This window comes from Hydrogenophaga sp. RWCD_12, from assembly GCF_046604225.1.
Lineage (GTDB): Bacteria > Pseudomonadota > Gammaproteobacteria > Burkholderiales > Burkholderiaceae_C > Hydrogenophaga.
The window spans coordinates 1,454,144-1,472,684 of sequence record NZ_JBKIXC010000001.1; the positions used below are offsets into that span (position 1 = coordinate 1,454,144).

The following is an 18,541-nucleotide window of genomic DNA, read 5'->3' on the forward strand; positions in this document are numbered from 1 at the left end:
GCGGCGGCCTGCCGGGGCTCGGTCGGAAGCCTAGCTCCTATTGGGCATGTTTTATGTCGGGGCGGCGCTCAGGTGCGCGTAGAGGGTCGTTCGGGAGATGCCAAGCTGCTCCGCGATCTGTGCTTTCGGCTTGCCCTCAGCGACTAGGCGGCGCAGTTCGGCGACCCCGGCCGCATCAAGCGACGGCTTCCGACCCTTGTACACGTCGCCCTTGGCCTTGGCGATGGCGATGCCCTCCCGCTGGCGCTCAAGGATCAGCGACCGCTCGAACTCCGACACCGCGCCCAACATCTGGAGCATGAGCTTGTTCATAGGCGAATCGTCCCCGGTGAACGTCATGCCTTGGGTCACGAACGACACCGTAACGCCTCGCCCAGTGAGCCCCGTCACGATGCTCTCTAGGTCCCTGAGCGACCGCGCCAGCCGGTCCATGCTGTGGACCACCACGGTATCGCCATCCCGCACGAATTCGAGCATGGCCTGAAGCTGGGGTCGCTGGGTGTCTTTGCCGCTGGCCTTGTCCGTATAGGTCCGGTCAACGGCGATGCCGTCAAGCTGCCGGGCCTCGTTCTGGCCGGTGCTGCTGACACGGACATAGCCGACCGTCTGGCCTGCTGGGGGTTGCTTCGGGGTCCGGGTGCGGGTGGTCATGGTGTCGGTGTCCTGTGTTGACTGTTCGGAATAAGTCTAAAACCCTTTCCGGAATTTGTCAATAAATACCGAAATAGACCCTATCCGAACACCTTTCACGGGCTCCGGATGTGTTCGCTTTGGGTGTACCTTAAGCGGACGGCAAGCTTGACAGGTGGGAGATTGGCAACTAACCGCGCCACCTGATACAAAACGCCATGGACAAGACTAAAAGGGAAAAGCTTGCACAGAAGGCTAGGGAGCGAGAAGCCGAAGAGGTAGGCTGCGGCGGCCTTCTGAGAGGTATTGCCCGAAACCTCCACACTGGTGACGAATGGGAAGCGGAAGTCGCACACAAGATTGACGGCCCCTTCTACTGCCCACAGTGCTTTTCAGACGTAGTGATTCGCAAGTGTGCTGAGAAGGTCGATCACTTTGCGCACAAAGCCCGCGTCAGTCCGGTACTTGGACCGAAATCCAAGCACCTCCATGATGCCTGCGCCGTGGAGTTTCGCGATGCCATTGGCGCTCGTTATCCCGACAAACGGTGGGAAAAAGAGCGCCCTATTCCGGCAAGCCAAAAGCGGAAAATTCCGATGCTCGTCCCAGACGTGAGCGGCAGGATGGGCGATATAGCCGTGGCGATTGAAATCCAAGTCAGCGCCATGACGCTTCCTAAGTTGCTCAAAAGAACGCGGGACTACGCCCGCAGGGGCATCAATTTGGTTTGGGTTGTGCCTCTGTCAAAGCCGCTAGGTTCGGACCCCTTTCGCCCACGCCTGTACGAAAGGTATCTGCACAGTATCTTTTTCGGAAGGGTGTACTACTGGTGGCCCGGGCTCGGCGCGAATGTTTGGCCCGTTCATTACGGTCCAGCGCAGAGAATGCTGGAGTACAGAGAGTGGCGACAAGATGGAGAGGACCGATCCTCTGGCGGCTATGAAGTGACGTACAAAGTGATCAGAACGCCGGTCTACGGCCCGCTCCTAAACTTATGTGATGACTTCAAGGCAGTTGCACGCAAATCATTTACACCAGACAACGAACGCAAGGCTGTACCAGCTTGCCTTATCTGGCACGACACACTCCCTCAGTGGTGGTGACGACTTCTAGCCACTCGCCAGTCCCTTGCAATTAGCCACCACCGATTCATGTTCGTTGACGCCTTCGACCTGACTGCCGCTATCGCCACCTCAACCTGCCCCCGCTGCCGTGTCGTGGGATTGGTCCTTACTGACGCCGGCACGGTGGTCGCCACGCCCCCGGCTGACCGACATCAGGCCCGCATGATCATTGACCCTAGCGTGCCCGCTCGGTGCCCCGCTTGCGGCCTCGCGATGGAGTGGCCGGGCTGCTGCGAGTGACCTGCCTCGCGGGCTCGATATCGGGGGCACCAAAGGGCGCGGAACGGGGCCACGAGGGGGGCCGGGGGCTGAGGGCGGCACGGGGGGAGCCGATTCGTCGGGACTGATCGAAGGTCCTCGCGAAAATCTGCGGCAAATTTTGGGGTTACGGGGGTCAAGGAGTTTGGATAGCATTGTGGGAGTGCGAAGAATTTCCGCCAATTTTCCAACCCCAGAAGGCACGTGTATTATCGTCCAGGTCAACTCAATCACTTGCAGATCAATATGCAAACCCCTTTGACATTTTCCCAGATAACATCAATGGCTAGCGCATTCGACTGGCTCGCTCAAAACCCTGCGCTTGCCGCAGGCTTAATTGCAGGCGTGGTCGCCCTCTCAGTCGGCCTCCTAACATTTACCGGGGTACTTCTTAGTAACAGCCACGCAATGAAGCGACAGGTGAGGCAGCTTCAACACGATGCAATGCAGTCATTGCGAAACCGAGAACATGCCAGCAGACAGGCTGACCTAAATAGAGAACATGCCGCCGATCAGGCACGAATCGAAAGGCTTACGACACTCCGCCGCGAAGTCTATCTAACAGCTGTTCCTGAACTAGTCAAGGCGCAGGGTTTCTTGGCTCGTTTAAGCAAAGTGGACATCACAGACCTAGCTCAGCTTTCACCCCTAGAGGGCTTGGCGATTGCGGCTAGCAAAATCTCAGTAGTGGGCTCACAGCCAACCGCCCTGAAAGCTCGAAGACTCTCAAGCCGCTACGGCGAAACGTTCTTGAAGGGGGTCGGCCTGCTGAAAAGCGTTCCCTCCTTAAATGCAAATATCCGACTCTATCAGAATCTCTACGATCAATCCCAATCCGAGATCAACAGAATTCTGAGCTCGATAACCCAACTCAACGAAACAAACACCTGCACGCCTGAAATAGCGGAAGGCCTAAACAGGTCTTTCGGAATTCAAATCGAAAACTCCAAAAAACACTCGACTGCACTAACACAGGCAATCCAAGAAAACAACAAGATTGGCCTAAACTACTCAAAAGAACTGCTAAATGAGCTCAGCCAAACCTCCCACGAGGTAGACGAGTTGCTTTGTTTAATTAGAGGAGAGCTTGGACTGCCGACTGATTTGGCTGAATTCCGAACTCAGTCGGCTGAAGCCCAAGACCGAATTAGGACTGTATTGATAGGCCTTGGTGTCGGATTCGAGGCGGTGGCACCCAAGCCTTTACCCAGCGCAAGCGACCCCGTAGAAGCCCAGCGCCCAGACCTCCAACCCAGCCTCTGAACGTGCCCCCGAAGTCATCCCGAACGGTTGCCCATCGGGGCGGTTCACGAACACCTCGCGGCCGCCGAAGCGGATGAAAAGGCTGGAGCCGGTGAACTCGAAAACAGAAGTGCGGAGCGTGAGGCTCATAGGGTCCTTGTGGTTGGTCTGCCAAAGCGGAAGGACTTCAGCATCAAGGCACCCCGAGAAAATTACAAGCGCGGGTCCGAGACTGTCAGGACTCCGGGACTGTCGCGCAAGCGAGAACAGACCTATGATGACCGGCAAACTGTGTCACCGGACTGTATCACTTTGGACGATTGCTACCCTTGTAAGTTGTTGATTTGATTGGATATTTTCCGAAATCGGGTGATGTCAAGGCTCGTCACCTTTTTCATTCTGCTGTCCTTCGACAGCCTGCCGCACGGCAGCAATCACCCTCTCCACCTCGACGTCCTGCATGCCCGGAAAGATCGGCAATGCCAGCGACTGGCGGGCGTTCGAACTGGCGATGGGCAGATCCATCGCTCCGAACCGGGCCAGCCATGCCGGCTGTTCGTGGATGGGCCGCTCGTAGTAGATCTTGGTGTCCACCCCGGCCGCCGCGAGGCGAGCCTGCAGATCGTCCCGCTGTGCGCAGCGCAGCACAAAATAATTCCAGGCGTGCCCTTCCCGGTCTGCAGGCAGGACGATGTCTGGCAATCCGGACAGCCCCGTGAGATACCGGCGGGCGATAGTCTGGCGGCCAGCCAGCCAGGTATCCAATTGCTCCAGTCCGATCTGCAGCACCTCGGCCTGCAGCGCATCCATCCGGCTGTTCAGTCCCACATCGGCATGTGCCAAACCCTGAAGACCGTGGTTGCGCAGCGACCGCGCGCGATTGATCAAGTCAGCGTGCGGACTGCCCAGCGCGCCAGCATCGCCGGTCGCACCCAGGGTCTTGGTCGGGTAGAAGCTCATGGTGCCCAGATCGCCCCAGGCGCCAGCGGGCACCCAGCCCCGTGTCTCTGACCAGGCGCGCGCGCCCAGCGCCTGGGCGGCGTCCTCGACCATCGGGATGCCTCGCTCGCGGCACAGTGCGGCGATGCCGGGCAATGCACTGGCATCGCCAAACAGTGGCACGGCCAACACGGCCCTGGTTCGCGGCGTCAGGCGCGCCGCGACTTGCTGCGCACCGGCGATGAAGTCATCGGTCGCGCAGTCGCACAGCACCGGCACCGCACCGACCCGCACAACAGCCTCAAAACAGGCGAAGAAGGTGTAGCCCGGCAAGACGACTTCGTCACAGGGTTCGAGATTCAGCAGACGCAGTGCGAGCACCAGGGCATCGGTGCCCGAGTTCACGCCGACCACCCCGCCCAGCCCCAGCCTCTGGGCCAGCGCGGTTTCGAAGCGTTGCACGGATGGCCCGAGGATGTAGTTGCCGCTGCCCAGCACACGGCTCCACGCGGTGATCACCCGTACTGAAGCCTCCGGCTCCTGCCAGGGACTGCGAAAGAACGGCACCCTCATAACTTGGCCACGATGGCCAGCGCACGGCGCACCGCAACGGCGCCGGCCTGCGCATCGGCCAGCGGCGATTGCTGGCCGCGCAGCATGTGGTCAAAGGCGGTGTACTGCCGCGTCAGTGCATCGGACTGGTTCAGTTCGGGCGGATTGGACAGGGCCAGCTCGTTCCAGCTGGTGTCGTCGCTCCATCCCATGGACGCCAGGGACACGTCCGCACCATGGCGGGCATGAAGGTCCACCTGCGTTCCACCCACCCGCGCCTGCACGTGCACGCCATCACCTTGAGCTCTGACATCAAGAACCACAAAAGGCTCATCGTCGCTGATTCGCAAGAGGTAAGACGCCAGGTCAAGGTCGTGCACCATCAGGTCCAGCACCACCGAGCGGGCCGTGCCAGGCAGGCGCGACTGGCGATGGAAAACCAGCCTGCTGGGCGTGCGCTCCCAGGGCCGCTCGATCAACGCCGTGTTGAAGCGCTCGATGTGGCCGGTGAAGAGGTGCCGGCCGGTCAGACGAACCGCGTCGAGCATGGTGTCGATGTCCCGCTCGCTCTCGGCCATGGGCTTTTCAACCAGCACATCGATGCCCCTTCGCATCAACGCCACGGCCAGGTCTGCGTGGGTGTGTGCGGGCGTGACCACTGCGGCGGCCTGTACCCCCCCGGGCAATGCATCAATTGAAGCGGCGACTGCAAAGCCCTGCGCCTGTGCAGCCTCGCGCGCCTGCAGGTCGGGGTCGACCACGCACACCACCTCGAAGGCCGGATGCGCCAGGGCACGCAGGGCATGTATCCGCCCGAAGCGGCCAAAGCCCAGGATGGCGAGGCGTGTGCACATGCTCATCGTCAAGCTTCAGCCCGGGTGGCCCACGACGGTGACCATATCCAGCAGGTGCCGAGCGCGGATCACATCCTTGTAGATGCCTGCGACCTTGCGCTCCTCGCCCACCCGCTCGAAATGCGGCATGGTGTCGGGCAGGCGCCCGTCCTCATAGGGCGTTCTGGCAGCGGGATAGAGGCACTCGCGCCCGAAAGCCTGCGTGCCAAACGTGTCGAACATGGTCTGCACCTCGCCCAGCAGCACCGGGCTGCAGCGCCGGGCATAGTCCAGCACCTGCTCCAGCTTCTGCTGCAGCTCGGCCTCTGTCAGGCGCACCTCGATCTCGACCTGGCCCTCACGCGCCGGATCGCAGGGATGCCCCACCAGCGGAATCTCCAGGTTGCGCACGCTGCGGCCCGCCTCTCGCAAGCGCGAGACCAGCCGGTTGGCCAGAACCCGGCAAAGGTCGTGCGACGGGTTGTAGCCTTCGGCCTCATCCGCCACCACGGTATCGATGCCGGCGTCCATCGCTGCTTCGGTGAGGTCGTCGAGCCAGGTCTGGAAGGGCGAAGCCCCGGTACCCAGGAGAGCCTGGTAGACCACTGCGTCGGACACCGGCCTGAGCCAGTCGCTGCGCACGTCCAGGCCCCAGGCGTCCAGCATGTGCCGGCTGTCTTCCAGGCGGGGCTGGCCAATGGACCCGTCTCCGCTGGTGAGCATCACGACCTCGGGGCGCACCTGCTGGACCCACTGGAAGACCCGCAGTTCGTGTCCGGGATGGGCGATCAGGAGAAGGGGCTTCATGGCGTTTGGCGTTGGTGGACGTTGAGATTGGTTGAACGGTGTACAGGCTTTGGCGCTCAACGGCCCGGTTTCAGCCGGGAAACGAGCCAGCGCAGGGGGGCCGTCATCCGCCAGGACGTGCTCGCACGCAATTCCTGTACCTGTCGTTCGAGCGCGTCCGCCCGTTCGCTGGCCTGGCGCAGTGCCAGCACCTGTCGGTCAAGGTCCGCTGCCCGCTGCGCCGCTTCCAACCCCAGCGCCTGGACCCGGCATTCAAGCTCTTCCGCCCGGACTCTCGTGACGTTGAGTTCCTGCACCTGGCGTTCAAGCACGGCGGAACGGCCCTTTACCTCGTGCAGCGCATGAACCTGCTGCTCCAGCTCGGCAGCCCGCACCCGCACAAGGTGCATTTCCAGCAGTTGCCGGTCCATGTCAGCCAGGCGGACGTGGGCGGCGTGCAATTCCGTCTGGGTGCTGGTCAACCCCGCAGAAGCTTCGATCAGGCGGGACTCCAGGCTCCGCGCGCTGCTCAGCAGCATCCCGGTCTGCACCGCGACGTATGGTGTGCCAAAAGGCAGCAGGTTGGCGGCGACATGGCGGGCGAATTCGCGCAATTCGTCCTGTGGCGCGATCCGCGGCCGCGTTGGCTCGGCCTGGACCACCTGAAGCGCCAGTGCCTCAAGGCCATCGGTGGTGGCTTCCAGCGACACATGGGTGCGCACATACCCGGTGACCAGCGTCGCATCGGCCGCGTCATAGCGCAGAACCTCGCGCCGCACGCTCTCCAGGTCGATCGGCGTCTGCATCAGCCGCCGCCCGAAGTTCCAGTGGTGCCATTCCTGCATCCGGTCGGAGGTGACCATCCCGGCCAGCCCCATGCCTTCATTGAGCAGGACCACAGCGCAGCCCACCGCCATCGCCTCCATGGCGCAGCGCGCCTTGGCGAACACCAGATCGAAGTCACCCAGCACCGCCTCGGGCGCTGCGGCCTGGCGGCCGACGCCCTGCCCGATCACTTCCAGCGACAGACCGAGAGACTCGCAGGCTGCGCGGATGGCACGCGTGTCGTCGCTCTCGGTGGCGTAGTTGCTGAAGATCGCTGCGCGCGTTGGCCGCTCGGGCAACGCCGACCGCGGGCGAAACCGTTGCAGGTCCACCCCGTTGGACACGATGGCGATGTCTGCTGGCGCGATGCCACTTTCCTGCGACAGCCGTTCGGCGCAATTGGCATCCACCGCGACGTACTGCCGCACCCGGCTGAACAGCGGCGGCTGGCCATGCGAAGCCGTGCGGTCGTGACAGATCGAGATCGCCGGCACTTCCAGGAAGTGCGCCATGCAGGCCACGGTGTCGTCGCGGGTGTTGCCGATGATGAGCTCGGGTGCCACGGCCACCTGCCGCAGGTCGGTCACACAGGCAATGCCCCGCTGGCGCAGTCCGTCGACCATGTCGCCCATGACGGGCGCATACACAGCTAGGGAATGGCCACGCCGGTGCAGCGCCAACGCCACGTCGTGCACGAACAATTCGGCGCCAGAACGGTGGGCCATGCTGCAGATGGCCAGCAGAATGTTCACAAGGGTCCTTTTTCGGGGCTCTGGGTCTGGGGTGCGGGCCGCAAGCCTACCCGAAGGTCGCTGTCGGCCAGTGTTGGCGCGCTCCTGAAGCGCCGGCAACGGACATTCAAGGGCGCAATCCTCCGACCGCCAACACATCCCAGCATGCCCCCATGGTGTGGTAGTCCACCTTGCCGGCGGGCGATTTGGTGTCCTCCAGCTTGCCGCCACTGGCCGAAAGGATGCGGAACCAGGCGCCATGCACATGGTCGATCAGGTGCAGCCAGCTCCAGCGCCACAGCTGCAGGTACTGCTCCCGGAACGCCTCGTCGCCCGTGACGCGCCACAGGCGCCAGGCGCTGGCGAACGACTCGGCCTGCACCCAGAAGTACTTGTCGGTGTCGCAGGGGCGGTATTCAGGGTCGAAGCCATAGATCAGCCCGCCGTTGCTGGCGTCCCAGCCATGCTGCCAGGCCGCCTGCTGCAGCGCGACGGCGCGGGGGATGTACCGTGAATCGGGCGCGTGGCCGTGCGCTATCAGCAGCAACTTGGCCCATTCGGTCTGGTGACCGGTCTGGAAACCCCAGGGTTTGAAGATGTTGCCGGGGTTGTCGCGGTTGTAGTCCCAGTCGATCGACCAGTCCTGACCGTAGTGTTCCCACACCAGTCCGCCCGAAGCCTCGGCCAGGCCGAACACGAATCGCTCGATCAGCGACTGCGCGCGCTGCAGGTAGCGCGCCTCGCCGGTGAACGCGTAAGCCGCCAGGCAGGCCTCGCACATGTGCATGTTGGCGTTCTGCCCGCGGTAGTCGATCAGCGTGCCCGCGCCGTTGATCTCGTCGGCATAAGCCTGGTCGGCCGCGCGGTAAAACAGGGCCTCCATGGTGTCGAAAGCTTGCGCCACATCGGCCGCCGAGCACAGGCCGATGCGGTGCGCGTGCGCCCGTGCCAGCAGCACGAAGGCCTGGCCATAGGCCATCACGGTCGGGTCTTCGATGACACCGTCCCGAAGCGTCCATGCATAGGCGCCGGCCGCAGGACCGGTGGGGAGCCGGAAAACTTCCAGATGTGCCAATGCATGCGCCGTCCGCTCGCGGTAGGAGGCATGGCCGGTCTGCACATGGGCCATGGACTGCGTGAACACCAGCCTTGTTGCGCTGACGAGGTGGCGGTGCGTGCGGTCGTAGACCGTACCGTCGTCCTTGAGGTAGTGGAAGAAACCGCCAGCGGGATCGAAGGCGTTGGTGTCGTAGAAAGCCAGCGTCTGGCCCACGTGGGCGCGGAGCACCGCTTCGCTTTCAAAGTCGGGCAAGTCGGCAATGTGCACAGTTGTCTCCATGGTTCGTTCAGATGCTTGTGGCATGCAATCGCCGCAGCGCCGCTTCGCCCACCCGATGCCCGCTGGCGAGGCAAGCGGTCAGCAGGTAGCCGCCAGTCGGCGCTTCCCAGTCGAGCATCTCTCCGGCGCAGTACACGCCCGGCAAGGCCTCGCACATGAGGTCGGCGTCCAGCGCCTCGAACAGCACGCCGCCGGCGGTGCTGATGGCTTCGTCGATCGGCCGCGCCGCAACCAGATGCAGCGGCAGCGCCTTCACGGCCTGCGCGAGCTTCGACGGGTCGTTCATGGCTTCCTTGCCCAGCACCTCGTGCAGCAGCGCGAGCTTGATGCCGTCCAGACCGAGGCGGCCCTTGAGGTGGTTGGCCAGGGAGCGCGAGCCACGCGGATGTGCGATCTCGCGCCCCACCCGCTCGGCCGGCAGATCGGGCAACAGGTCCAGGTGGAGCGTCGCGTGGCCACTTCGGATGATCTCGTCTCGCAGCAGGCTGGAGGCGGCATAGATCAGGCTGCCTTCCACGCCCGATTCGGTGGCGACGAACTCGCCTTTGCGCTCGAAGTGATGCCCGGCCGCATTGACGCAGCGGATGGCAACGTTCTTGAACGGCTGGCCCGCGAAGCGCCCGCGGAAGAAATCACTCCAGCCGACCGGACGCGCCGGCACGGCCTGCACCGGGAGCAGACCCGAAGGCACAGTGGTTTCTCTAGGCAAGGCCACGTCGAAACCGCAATTCGTGGGCAACAGCGGCGCCACCGCGACGCCTCGGCCGGCGAGCAACGGCACCCAGGCGCCGTTGGAACCCAGGCGCGCCCAGCTGCCGCCGCCCAGGGCCAGCACGGTCGCTTTGGCCCGCACCGCCGCAACGCCCGACGGTGACTGGAAATGCAGCGTCTGCCCGTCGTCGCCCCAGCCCAGCCAGCGGTGCCGCATGTGAAACCGCACGCCCGGACCGCCCGCCACCGGATGCCGAAGCCGCGTCAGCCATGCGCGCAGCAGCGGCGCCGCCTTCATGTCGGTCGGAAACACGCGCCCCGAACTGCCGACAAAGGTGTCGATGCCCAGACCCAGCGCCCAGGCCCGAACCTCGGCCGCGCCGAATTCCTTGAGCAGGGCCTCGATCTGCTGGCGCCGATCTCCGTAGCGTTCGGCGAACCGGTCGGCGGACTCGGAATGCGTGAGGTTCATGCCTCCCTTGCCCGCCAGCAGGAACTTGCGCCCCACGGAGGGCATGGCGTCGAAAAGGTCGACCTGCACACCACCGGCCGACAGGATTTCGGCGGCCATCAGCCCCGCTGGCCCGCCGCCCACGATGGCGACGTCCGTGTTCAACAAAACGCTGGTGTCGGGCGACCCAAGACTCATGGAGATTCCAGTTCGATCAGCCTTCCGGCCGCATTGATGAAAGCCAGGCGCACGACGCCCTCCACACCGGAGGCCAGCAGGGCCTGGTGATAGCGCCGCATCTGCCCGCGCAGTTCTTCCTGCAGTTCGGGTCGCTCGGCGCTCTTGTAGTCGAGCACCCACCACTGGCCGCTGTCGCGCCGCTGCACCAGCCGGTCCATGCGCAGCAGCTCGCCGCCGTGCCAGATCTCGACCTCGTTGCCCCAGGAAGACAGCGCCGCCGCGTCCCAGGCCCAGGCCGCTTCGCCGCTGGCGACGCGGCGCGCCATGGCCAGCGCTTCGTCGGCGGCGGCCGGCGACAAGTCGAACTCGCGCGCCACGGCACGCACATGTTCGCGACCCCAGTCGTCCTCGGCCGCCGTCATGGACCTCCACTGCAGCAGGCGGTGCAAGGCGCGACCAATGCGCGTGCGTTCGTCGGCCTCCACGACTGTGACCGTGGAATTCAGACTGTGCAACAGGTCGGACCGCAAGGCCGGCAGGGTCGGCAGCTCGAAGCCCTCGTGTGCCTGCTCCGCAACGCTGACGGCCGTTGGCGAGGGCTGGGGCTCCGCGAGCGCCAGCAAGCGCCGCCACCACGACCGGTCCGGCGTGCGATGCGGCACGAAGCTGGAGATCACCAGCCGGTGCTCGGCGCGCGTCAGCGCCACGTACAGCGCGTTCAGCTCTTCGACCGAGCGCGCCTGCCGCTCGGCCGCCAGCAGGTCGTCGGCGCAGGCCGGCGGTGTCTTCTCGCTGGCGACAAAGACGAACCGGCGCGGTGAAGCTTCTTCGGCCGGCCAGTCGACCAGCACACCCATCGACTCAGTGCTTTGCGGCGGGCTGTCGGTGTCGAGCAGCAGGACCGTGTCGGCCTCCAGGCCCTTGGCGCCGTGGATGGTCAACAGGCGCACCGCGCCGGCATGGTGTGCGGCGCTGGCGGCGATGCCACCGGCCTTGAGCGCCCGCACGAAACGGTATGGCGTGAGAAAACGTCCGCCGTCCTGCGCCAGCGACTGCGCCAGCAGGTCGCGCAGGCAGGCCAGCGTTGTACCCCGCTCGCTGGCCGACACTCCGGCAGCGAACCGGGCCAGCACATCGCCGTGGTCAAAGATCGCCGAAAGTGCATCGTGCGGCGGCAGGCGATGCAGCCAGCCGCGGTAGAGGTCCAGGGTTTCGAAGGTGGCTTGGGCAAGCGCGAGGAAGCTGTTGGAAAGCCCGTCGCCGCCGGATCCGCTCGACAAGCTGCGCATCACGTCCCACCAGCCTGGCGCAGCCGCCTTGCTGTCTCCGCCGGGCCGCCCCTGCGGACTGGCCGCCCGCACCGCCGTGGCCAGCGACACCAGATCGCCGTCGCTCCAGCCGAACAGCGGCGACTTCAGGGCTCGCGCCAGACTCAGGTGGTGGCGCGGCGATACCAGTGCATCCAGCAGCGCGATCAGGTCCTGCACTGCAGGCGATTCGTGCAACAAGGTTTCGCCCGGCGCTTCGCTGGCGATGCCGCGCTCGCGCATGGCCTCGTGCATCAACCGCAGGCGGCTGCGCTTGCGCGCCAGCACCATGAACCCGTCCGGCTTGGCGCCGTTGGCGATCTGCGCGGCGATCCAGTCGGCAGCCTGCACCGCTTCGCGCTCCGCGCTGCCCTCTTCGTCCGGCAACACGCGCGGCTGGCTCAGGCTGTCGCGCCAGACCGGTTCGTCGCCATCGTCGACGGTTGGTTCGTCCTTCTCCGGCCGTTCGATCGCTGGCAGCGCCAGCACTGCTCCGTCCGCAACGCTGTGCGTGGTGTGCTCGCGAAAACCCTCGTATTCACCGGCCTGCACCGCGTCCTGCATCGCCGCATTGAGTGCCTGCACCACGGCCGGCGCACAGCGCCGCGTGTGGTCGCAGCTGAGCAGCAAACCGCCCAGGCCCCGCACCACGAAGGCTTGCGCCGCCTTGAACACCTGGGGCTCGGCGCGGCGGAAGCGGTAGATCGACTGCTTGGGGTCGCCGACCAGGAACACGCCCGGCGCTTCCCCCGGCCCAGCACCTGCGTAGGCGCTGAGCCAGCCGTACAGTGCCTGCCATTGCAAAGGATTGGTGTCCTGGAACTCGTCGATCAGCAGGTGCCGCACGCGGGCGTCCAGCCGCTGCTGCATCCAGCCCGAGAGTTCGGCATCACCCAGCAGACGGCACGCCACCGACTCCAGATCGTTCATGTCGACCCAGCCGCGCTCGCGCTTGAGACCGGTGTAACTCTCGATCAGCACCCGCGCCAGCCTCACCATGCGTTGCTGGTGCAGCCAGGCGTCGTGTTGCCGGCGGGCCAGCAGCACGCGTTGCACCTGCTCCTGCGCCACGCGCACGGCCTCGATGTCTGCGATCTTGGTGCCGAATTTCCGCGCCTCGCCGTCCTTGGTCAGCAGCGCCTCGCAGACGCCAGGCCAGCGCCCTTCGGTCAGCGCTCTTTCCAGCTCCACACCCTTGGCCGAAAAGCTCGGCGCCGAAGCCGCCCCGAGCACGCGCGCCGCCGTCCACAGGCTCTCCTGCATCCCAGCAGACGTCACCGCCGACTCTGGCTCGGAAAGCCCAGCCATTTCCGGGAACTGCTCGCCAAACGGGCGCACCGAACCGGCAGCCACGCCGGCCCCATCCGCCAGCGTGAACTCGACCCGCTTCTCCAGCGCCTTTTCCAGCGCCTTGAGCGTCTGGTGCCGACCGTGTCTCGCCACGCTTTCGAAGAACGCTGTCTTGTCGGCCTCGCTGGTCGCCAGCGCAGCATAGAAGCGCGGCCAGACCAGCGGCAAGGCCTTCTTGTCGTCTTCCAGCAGCTCGTAGGAGAGCGGCAGACCCAGCTCCTGCAGCACCGCCAGCGGCGCGCCGCGCAACAATGCGGAGAACCAGCTGTGGAAGGTGCGCAGCTGCACCTGGCGGCCTTGCGTGCTCACGCGGGCCTGCAGGCTCTTCAGTTCGGGCGCCCGGCGAAGTGCTTCGGACTCGCCGTAACCCCAGGACCGCAGGGTGACCGCCAGCGCCGGTTCGTCCAGCGCGGCGCAGCGGCGCAATTCGGCATTCAGGCGCCCGCGCATCTCGCCGGCAGCCTTCTTGGTGAAGGTGATGGCCAGGATGTCCTGCGCTGCCGTGCCCTCCAGCAGCGACCGCACGACGCGCGCCACCAGCATCCAGGTCTTGCCAGCACCTGCGCAGGCCTCGACCGCGATCGACCGCGCCGGGTCGCAGGCCGCCGCGTAGAACGTTTCCGCCGACACCGTCTGGCCGTTGATCTGGTACGCCGCTGGCCGCTTCATGGCGTGCTCCAGAAGTCCTTGCGGCACAAGCCCCGCGCGGCGCAGTATTCACAGACCAGGCCTTCGCCCAGCGCCGGCAGCGCATGTCCAGCCGCCACGCGACCCAGGTCTTGCACGATGCCTTCGCGCAATTGCTCGCGGGCCTGCAGCACCAGCGGCTGTTCGACCAGGTGGGTCGCTCCCTCGCGGCCCGAGGCCGAACGGCCGTCGGTGATGCTGAGGTAGGCGGCGCGCAAGTTCTCGTCGGGCAGCAATGCCGCGTAAAACGCCAGCTGCGTGTCTTCGAACGGGTCCTTGACGCGCTTGTTGGTCTTGTCCCGGCTCTCGGTCTTGTAGTCGATCACCAGCGGCAATGGCCCTTCCGGGCTGCTCTGCTGGTCGATGCGGTCGAGCTTGCCGTACAGGCGCCAGGGCGGCAGGGTCACGCTCAGCTCCGCCTCGGCGCGCGCAAACATCGGCCCGGGCCGTTCATCGCTTCCTTCGTGCCCGGCCAGCCAGTCCAGATATCCCTCGCGCAGTGCCGGCCACACGGCCTGGTACGGCAGGAAGCCCGCGCCGCCCTCGTCGACCTGCAGCCCCATCTCGGTCGCGATCTCTTCGCCGATCTGGTCCAGCCGGCGGGCGTCGATGTCGCGGCCCGGACGCCCGTCGCCGCGTTCCTCGTGAAAGCGCCGCAACACGGCATGCAGCCAGTTGCCAAGGTCGCGCTGGTCGGGTTCGGCTTCTAGCTCGTCGGCCTCGGACAGACGCAGCTGGCGCAAGGCAAAAAAGCGGTAGGGACAGTCGCGCAGATCCTGGTAGGCGCTGGCGGACAGGGCCGACGGCATCAGATCCGGCGCCACCGGCAAAGGGTGCGCAACCACGACCGTGCACAGAGGACGCGGCGCGCAGAACGTGTTCGCGCCGGCCTGTCGATCGTCGAAACCCGGCAAGGCCATCACCCAGGGGCTGGGCGAGAGTGGCTCACCACCTTCCTGCCGCCGCCAGAGGATGTCCACCTGCGGCGCCCGCAAGGCCGCTTGCCAGGCCTGCGCCTGGCCCTCCATGAGCGCGGTCCGCCCCGGGAGCCCCAGTTGTTCACACTGCGACGCGGTCCAGGGCGACTGTTGGCCGGGATCGGGATCGAGCGTGAGCTCGTCGCAGCCGGGCATCACCACCGTCGAGAAACCCCGGCCCAGCAGTTGCGACAGCGGCAGGATCACCACTTGGGCCTGAGGATCCGCGGCTGGCTTGAAACTCGCGCCTTCGAGCACGTCGCGCACCCAGGCGCTGAACGCCGACAGTCCCAGTCGCGCGCCGGGGCGGCCCGTCTCCGCCACCGCCAAGCCGACCTGCAGCAGCTCTTCCGACGCGCCTTCGTCCAGACGCAGCGCACGGATCGCCCCCTGCCCGGCTGCATCGGCTGCCAGCCGTTCCCACAGGCCGCCTGACTGCAAGGCAGCGCGCAGGGCATCCAGCCAGCGCTCCAGTGGCCTGGCCACCTGCAAGCTCTCCAGCAACGCTGCAAATCCTTCCGGGATCAGCGGAGCCAACACTGCGTGCTGGGCCGCAGCCTTCCATGCCGAGATGCCCGCCTCTCTTGCCGCCAGTTCCAGCGCCTCCACCTGTGCCGGAGGCCAGGCGGAGCCTTGTTTGAGGAGATCCAGCACGTCGTCCATGCGTGCCCGGGCGTCGGCCGCCCGCAACACGGCCATGATCTGGGCGGCCGCGTGGGTGGTTGACAGCTTCCAGCCGGTTTCGTCGCACAGCGAGACCCCCGCGCCCGACAACATCGCGCTCACGCGGCGGGTCAGGCGCCGGTCGTTCGCGACCAAAGCCAGCGGAAACCCTCCTTCGTTGATCCGTGCGATGACAGAGGCGGCCGTTCGCTGGGCTTCTTCTTCGGCATCGGCGCAGGATTGCAGGGTCAATGCCCGTGGCGCTGCAGTGGCATCGCCGGCCAGCAGGCTGAAAAGATCGGACACCTCGGCCCGCTCGCCCCAGTGCGTTCCCAGCGCCAGCCCCAACGGATCGTGCTGGAACCCCTGCAACAACCAGATCCGGTCTGCCACCACCCCGGGTGCCGCAGTGTCGCCCCAGAGCACATCGGTCGGATAGCTCGCATTGCCCGCCCACGCCAGGGCCAGCGACGCCACCAGAGACTCCCAGTGCGGGCCTTGCCCCAGGGCTTCGCGCTGCTCTCCCGCCCAGGCCGCCCGTTGTGCCGGCGGACGGGCCGCCGCCAGCGGCGCCACAGACCGCACGGCGTCCACCAGCCGAGACACCAGCACCGCACGCAGGGCCGGATCGGCGCTGCCTTTGACCATTCGAACCACCATCGCCTCGGCCACCAGGCTGTCGCGCGCCATGTCGCCGCTGACATCGGTGGGCGCCGGCCACCACGGTGCGAGGCCCGACGCCCAGCTGCGTGTGGTCTCAAAGCGCGGCCCGAAACCGCTCGGGTGTGCGGTAGCCCAGGCTCGGCGGGCGGGCTCCACCAGCTGCAAATAGGGGAGCAGGACCACCAGGCGCCCGGGTGCCAACTCCTGCCGGGCCAGGCGATCATCCAGATGGCGGATGCAGGCCGGCCAGTCCGCCCCGGCAGGCGTGATGGACCCATACCCGGTGGGGTGGTCGGAGGAAGGCATCGGCGGCGGGGGGGTTTCTGTCACAATGTCTCGGTCACAGGGCGTCAAATCGTTTTTTTGCCCTGATTTCCGACTTTAACTTCCCCGATCCACGTTCCTCAGGATGAACCATGGCCAGTGAGCTGATCACCCACGTTTCCGACGCAAGTTTCCAAGCCGATGTGCTGGACGCCAAGACTCCCGTTCTGGTGGACTTCTGGGCCGAGTGGTGCGGCCCCTGCAAGATGATTGCCCCGATCCTGGACGAAGTTTCCGGTTCCTACAACGGCAAGCTCAAGATCACCAAGGTCAATGTCGACGACAACCGCGAAATCCCGGCCAAGTTCGGTATTCGCGGCATCCCGACGCTGATGCTGTTCAAGGACGGCCAGCTTGCCGCCACCAAGGTCGGCGCCATGAGCAAGGCCCAGCTGACCGCCTTCATCGACCAGCAACTGGCCTGACCGGCCACGCCGGTCGCCGCCGCTCCGGGTGCAAGGCCCGGCCCTTGTGTGGCGACCGGTTTTTTCCTGTCATAATCCGCCCGTCAGCTGGCCCCCACCAACGGCCCAGCCCCTTCTGACAGCGCCAGTCCGCCAACCGGACACCAGCGCCCCCTCCCCCGGTTCTGACACGACTCCCCTTCCGGAGCGAATTCCATGCACCTTAACGAACTCAAGGCACTGCACGTGTCTGAAGTCCTCAAGCAGGCCGAAGCGCTTGAGATCGAAAACACCGGCCGCATGCGCAAGCAGGAGCTGATGTTCGCCATCATCAAGAAGCGCGCCAAGGCCGGCGAACAGGTGAACGCCGACGGCGTGCTGGAAGTGCTGCCCGACGGCTTCGGCTTCCTTCGGAACATGGACACCAGCTTCACGGCGTCCACCGACGACATCTACATTTCGCCCAGCCAGATCCGCCGCTTCAACCTGCATACCGGCGACATGATCGAGGGCGAGGTCCGCATCCCCAAGGACGGCGAACGCTACTTCGCGCTCAACAAGCTCGACGCCATCAACGGCCTGCCGCCCGAGTCGAACAAGCACAAGGTGATGTTCGAAAACCTGACGCCGCTGTTCCCCAAGGAACAGATGCGCCTGGAACGTGACATCAAGACCGAAGAGAACATCACCGGTCGCGTCATCGACATCATTGCCCCCATCGGCAAGGGCCAGCGCGCCCTGATCGTCGCCCCGCCCAAGAGCGGCAAGACGGTCATGATGCAGCACATCTGCCACGCCATCACCGCCAACCACCCTGAGGTGGAACTGATGGTGCTGCTGGTGGACGAACGCCCGGAAGAAGTGACCGAAATGCAGCGCACGGTGCGCGGCGACGTGATCGCCTCGACCTTTGACGAACCGGCCGCGCGCCACGTGCACGTCGCCGAAATGGTGATCGAGCGCGCCAAGCGCCTGGTCGAGCTGAAAAAAGACGTGGTGATCCTGCTGGACTCCATCACCCGCCTGGCCCGCGCCTACAACAACGTGCTGCCCAGCTCTGGCAAGGTGCTGACCGGCGGTGTGGACGCCAACGCCCTGCAGCGCCCCAAGCGCTTCTTCGGTGCCGCCCGCAACGTCGAAGAAGGCGGCTCGCTGACCATCATCGCCACGGCCCTGGTCGACACCGGCAGCCGCATGGACGAAGTGATCTTTGAAGAATTCAAGGGCACCGGCAACAGCGAAATCCACCTGGACCGCCGCCTGTATGAAAAGCGCGTCTTCCCCTCGATCCAGCTCAACCGCAGCGGCACCCGCCGTGAAGAACTGCTGCTGGCACCCGAGATCCTGCAGAAGACTCGCATCCTGCGCCAGTTCATGTACAACATGGACGAGATCGAAGCCATGGAAATGGTGCTCAAGAGCATGAAGGCGACCAAGAACAACTCTGAATTCTTCGACATGATGCGCCGCGGCGGTTGATCAGCGAAAAAAATCATATAATTCAAGGCTTTGCAACTTGCGGCAAGTACGAGAGAACGGTTCTTTCGCGGCTGTCGCACCTGACC

The 18,541-nt window shown here is 65.2% G+C and carries 13 protein-coding genes; 4 read left to right on the top strand and 9 right to left on the bottom strand.

Annotation, left to right across the window (positions count from 1 at the left end):
* Positions 1 to 51 precede the first annotated feature (51 nt).
* The gene (locus ACLIJ1_RS06680) at positions 52 to 651 is read right to left on the bottom strand and encodes a recombinase family protein (protein ID WP_411364689.1); all 600 of its coding nucleotides are present in this window, start codon (positions 649 to 651) and stop codon (positions 52 to 54) included.
* Between the two features lie 197 nt (positions 652 to 848).
* Here ACLIJ1_RS06680 and ACLIJ1_RS06685 point away from each other — a divergent pair, with 197 nt between their 5' ends.
* Together ACLIJ1_RS06685 and ACLIJ1_RS06690 are read left to right on the top strand one after the other, a co-directional pair.
* Positions 849 to 1,733: a competence protein CoiA family protein gene (locus tag ACLIJ1_RS06685; RefSeq protein ID WP_411364690.1), complete on the top strand. Its 885-nt coding sequence runs from the start codon at positions 849 to 851 to the stop codon at positions 1,731 to 1,733.
* Between the two features lie 525 nt (positions 1,734 to 2,258).
* On the top strand, positions 2,259 to 3,275 hold the full coding sequence (locus tag ACLIJ1_RS06690) for a hypothetical protein (protein ID WP_411364691.1): 1,017 nt from the start codon (positions 2,259 to 2,261) through the stop codon (positions 3,273 to 3,275).
* 354 nt (positions 3,276 to 3,629) lie between these two features.
* Here the strand turns inward: ACLIJ1_RS06690 and ACLIJ1_RS06695 are convergent, their stop codons facing one another.
* The 8 genes from ACLIJ1_RS06695 to ACLIJ1_RS06730 all read right to left on the bottom strand — a co-directional run bounded on the left by ACLIJ1_RS06695 (position 3,630) and on the right by ACLIJ1_RS06730 (position 16,554).
* A complete protein-coding gene (locus tag ACLIJ1_RS06695) occupies positions 3,630 to 4,766 on the bottom strand; it encodes a DegT/DnrJ/EryC1/StrS family aminotransferase (protein WP_411364692.1) in 1,137 nt (378 codons plus the stop codon).
* A complete protein-coding gene (locus ACLIJ1_RS06700) occupies positions 4,763 to 5,599 on the bottom strand; it encodes a Gfo/Idh/MocA family protein (RefSeq protein WP_411364693.1) in 837 nt (278 codons plus the stop codon). The genes ACLIJ1_RS06695 and ACLIJ1_RS06700 overlap by 4 nt, the downstream gene beginning before the upstream one ends.
* Before the next feature lie 15 nt (positions 5,600 to 5,614).
* Positions 5,615 to 6,385 (bottom strand): hypothetical protein, encoded by a 771-nt coding sequence (locus tag ACLIJ1_RS06705; protein ID WP_411364694.1) that lies wholly within the window; start codon positions 6,383 to 6,385, stop codon positions 5,615 to 5,617.
* Between the two features lie 56 nt (positions 6,386 to 6,441).
* Positions 6,442 to 7,914: a glycosyltransferase gene (locus ACLIJ1_RS06710; protein ID WP_411364695.1), complete on the bottom strand. Its 1,473-nt coding sequence runs from the start codon at positions 7,912 to 7,914 to the stop codon at positions 6,442 to 6,444.
* A 133-nt stretch (positions 7,915 to 8,047) separates the two neighbouring features.
* Positions 8,048 to 9,259 carry an AGE family epimerase/isomerase gene (locus tag ACLIJ1_RS06715; RefSeq protein ID WP_411364696.1) on the bottom strand — a complete coding sequence of 404 codons (1,212 nt, stop codon included), beginning with the start codon at positions 9,257 to 9,259 and terminating at the stop codon, positions 8,048 to 8,050.
* Positions 9,260 to 9,266: 7 nt separating this feature from the next.
* Positions 9,267 to 10,619 (bottom strand): TIGR03862 family flavoprotein, encoded by a 1,353-nt coding sequence (locus ACLIJ1_RS06720; protein ID WP_411364697.1) that lies wholly within the window; start codon positions 10,617 to 10,619, stop codon positions 9,267 to 9,269.
* Positions 10,616 to 13,927 carry a UvrD-helicase domain-containing protein gene (locus tag ACLIJ1_RS06725; protein WP_411364698.1) on the bottom strand — a complete coding sequence of 1,104 codons (3,312 nt, stop codon included), beginning with the start codon at positions 13,925 to 13,927 and terminating at the stop codon, positions 10,616 to 10,618. The genes ACLIJ1_RS06720 and ACLIJ1_RS06725 overlap by 4 nt, the downstream gene beginning before the upstream one ends.
* Positions 13,924 to 16,554, bottom strand: a complete 2,631-nt coding sequence (locus ACLIJ1_RS06730; RefSeq protein WP_411364699.1) for a PD-(D/E)XK nuclease family protein — start codon at positions 16,552 to 16,554, stop codon at positions 13,924 to 13,926. Before ACLIJ1_RS06730 ends, ACLIJ1_RS06725 begins: the two co-directional genes overlap by 4 nt.
* 110 nt (positions 16,555 to 16,664) lie before the next feature.
* On the opposite strand from ACLIJ1_RS06730, the gene trxA reads away from it, so the two are divergent.
* A complete protein-coding gene (gene trxA / locus ACLIJ1_RS06735; protein WP_411364700.1) occupies positions 16,665 to 16,997 on the top strand; it encodes a thioredoxin TrxA in 333 nt (110 codons plus the stop codon).
* 195 nt (positions 16,998 to 17,192) lie between these two features.
* The gene (rho, locus tag ACLIJ1_RS06740) at positions 17,193 to 18,455 is read left to right on the top strand and encodes a transcription termination factor Rho (protein ID WP_411364701.1); all 1,263 of its coding nucleotides are present in this window, start codon (positions 17,193 to 17,195) and stop codon (positions 18,453 to 18,455) included.
* Positions 18,456 to 18,541 lie beyond the last annotated feature (86 nt).

What these genes read in the sequence shown, in the direction of transcription:
- ACLIJ1_RS06715 (WP_411364696.1), bottom strand. Translation starts at nt 9,259, where the DNA reads ATGGAGACAACTGTGCACATTGCCGACTTGCCCGACTTTGAAAGCGAA.
- ACLIJ1_RS06680 (WP_411364689.1), bottom strand. Translation starts at nt 651, where the DNA reads ATGACCACCCGCACCCGGACCCCGAAGCAACCCCCAGCAGGCCAGACG.
- ACLIJ1_RS06700 (WP_411364693.1), bottom strand. Translation starts at nt 5,599, where the DNA reads ATGTGCACACGCCTCGCCATCCTGGGCTTTGGCCGCTTCGGGCGGATA.
- ACLIJ1_RS06695 (WP_411364692.1), bottom strand. Translation starts at nt 4,766, where the DNA reads ATGAGGGTGCCGTTCTTTCGCAGTCCCTGGCAGGAGCCGGAGGCTTCA.
- ACLIJ1_RS06690 (WP_411364691.1), top strand. Translation starts at nt 2,259, where the DNA reads ATGCAAACCCCTTTGACATTTTCCCAGATAACATCAATGGCTAGCGCA.
- rho (WP_411364701.1), top strand. Translation starts at nt 17,193, where the DNA reads ATGCACCTTAACGAACTCAAGGCACTGCACGTGTCTGAAGTCCTCAAG.
- ACLIJ1_RS06705 (WP_411364694.1), bottom strand. Translation starts at nt 6,385, where the DNA reads ATGAAGCCCCTTCTCCTGATCGCCCATCCCGGACACGAACTGCGGGTC.
- ACLIJ1_RS06710 (WP_411364695.1), bottom strand. Translation starts at nt 7,914, where the DNA reads ATGGCCCACCGTTCTGGCGCCGAATTGTTCGTGCACGACGTGGCGTTG.
- ACLIJ1_RS06720 (WP_411364697.1), bottom strand. Translation starts at nt 10,619, where the DNA reads ATGAGTCTTGGGTCGCCCGACACCAGCGTTTTGTTGAACACGGACGTC.
- ACLIJ1_RS06685 (WP_411364690.1), top strand. Translation starts at nt 849, where the DNA reads ATGGACAAGACTAAAAGGGAAAAGCTTGCACAGAAGGCTAGGGAGCGA.
- ACLIJ1_RS06730 (WP_411364699.1), bottom strand. Translation starts at nt 16,554, where the DNA reads ATGCCTTCCTCCGACCACCCCACCGGGTATGGGTCCATCACGCCTGCC.
- ACLIJ1_RS06725 (WP_411364698.1), bottom strand. Translation starts at nt 13,927, where the DNA reads ATGAAGCGGCCAGCGGCGTACCAGATCAACGGCCAGACGGTGTCGGCG.
- trxA (WP_411364700.1), top strand. Translation starts at nt 16,665, where the DNA reads ATGGCCAGTGAGCTGATCACCCACGTTTCCGACGCAAGTTTCCAAGCC.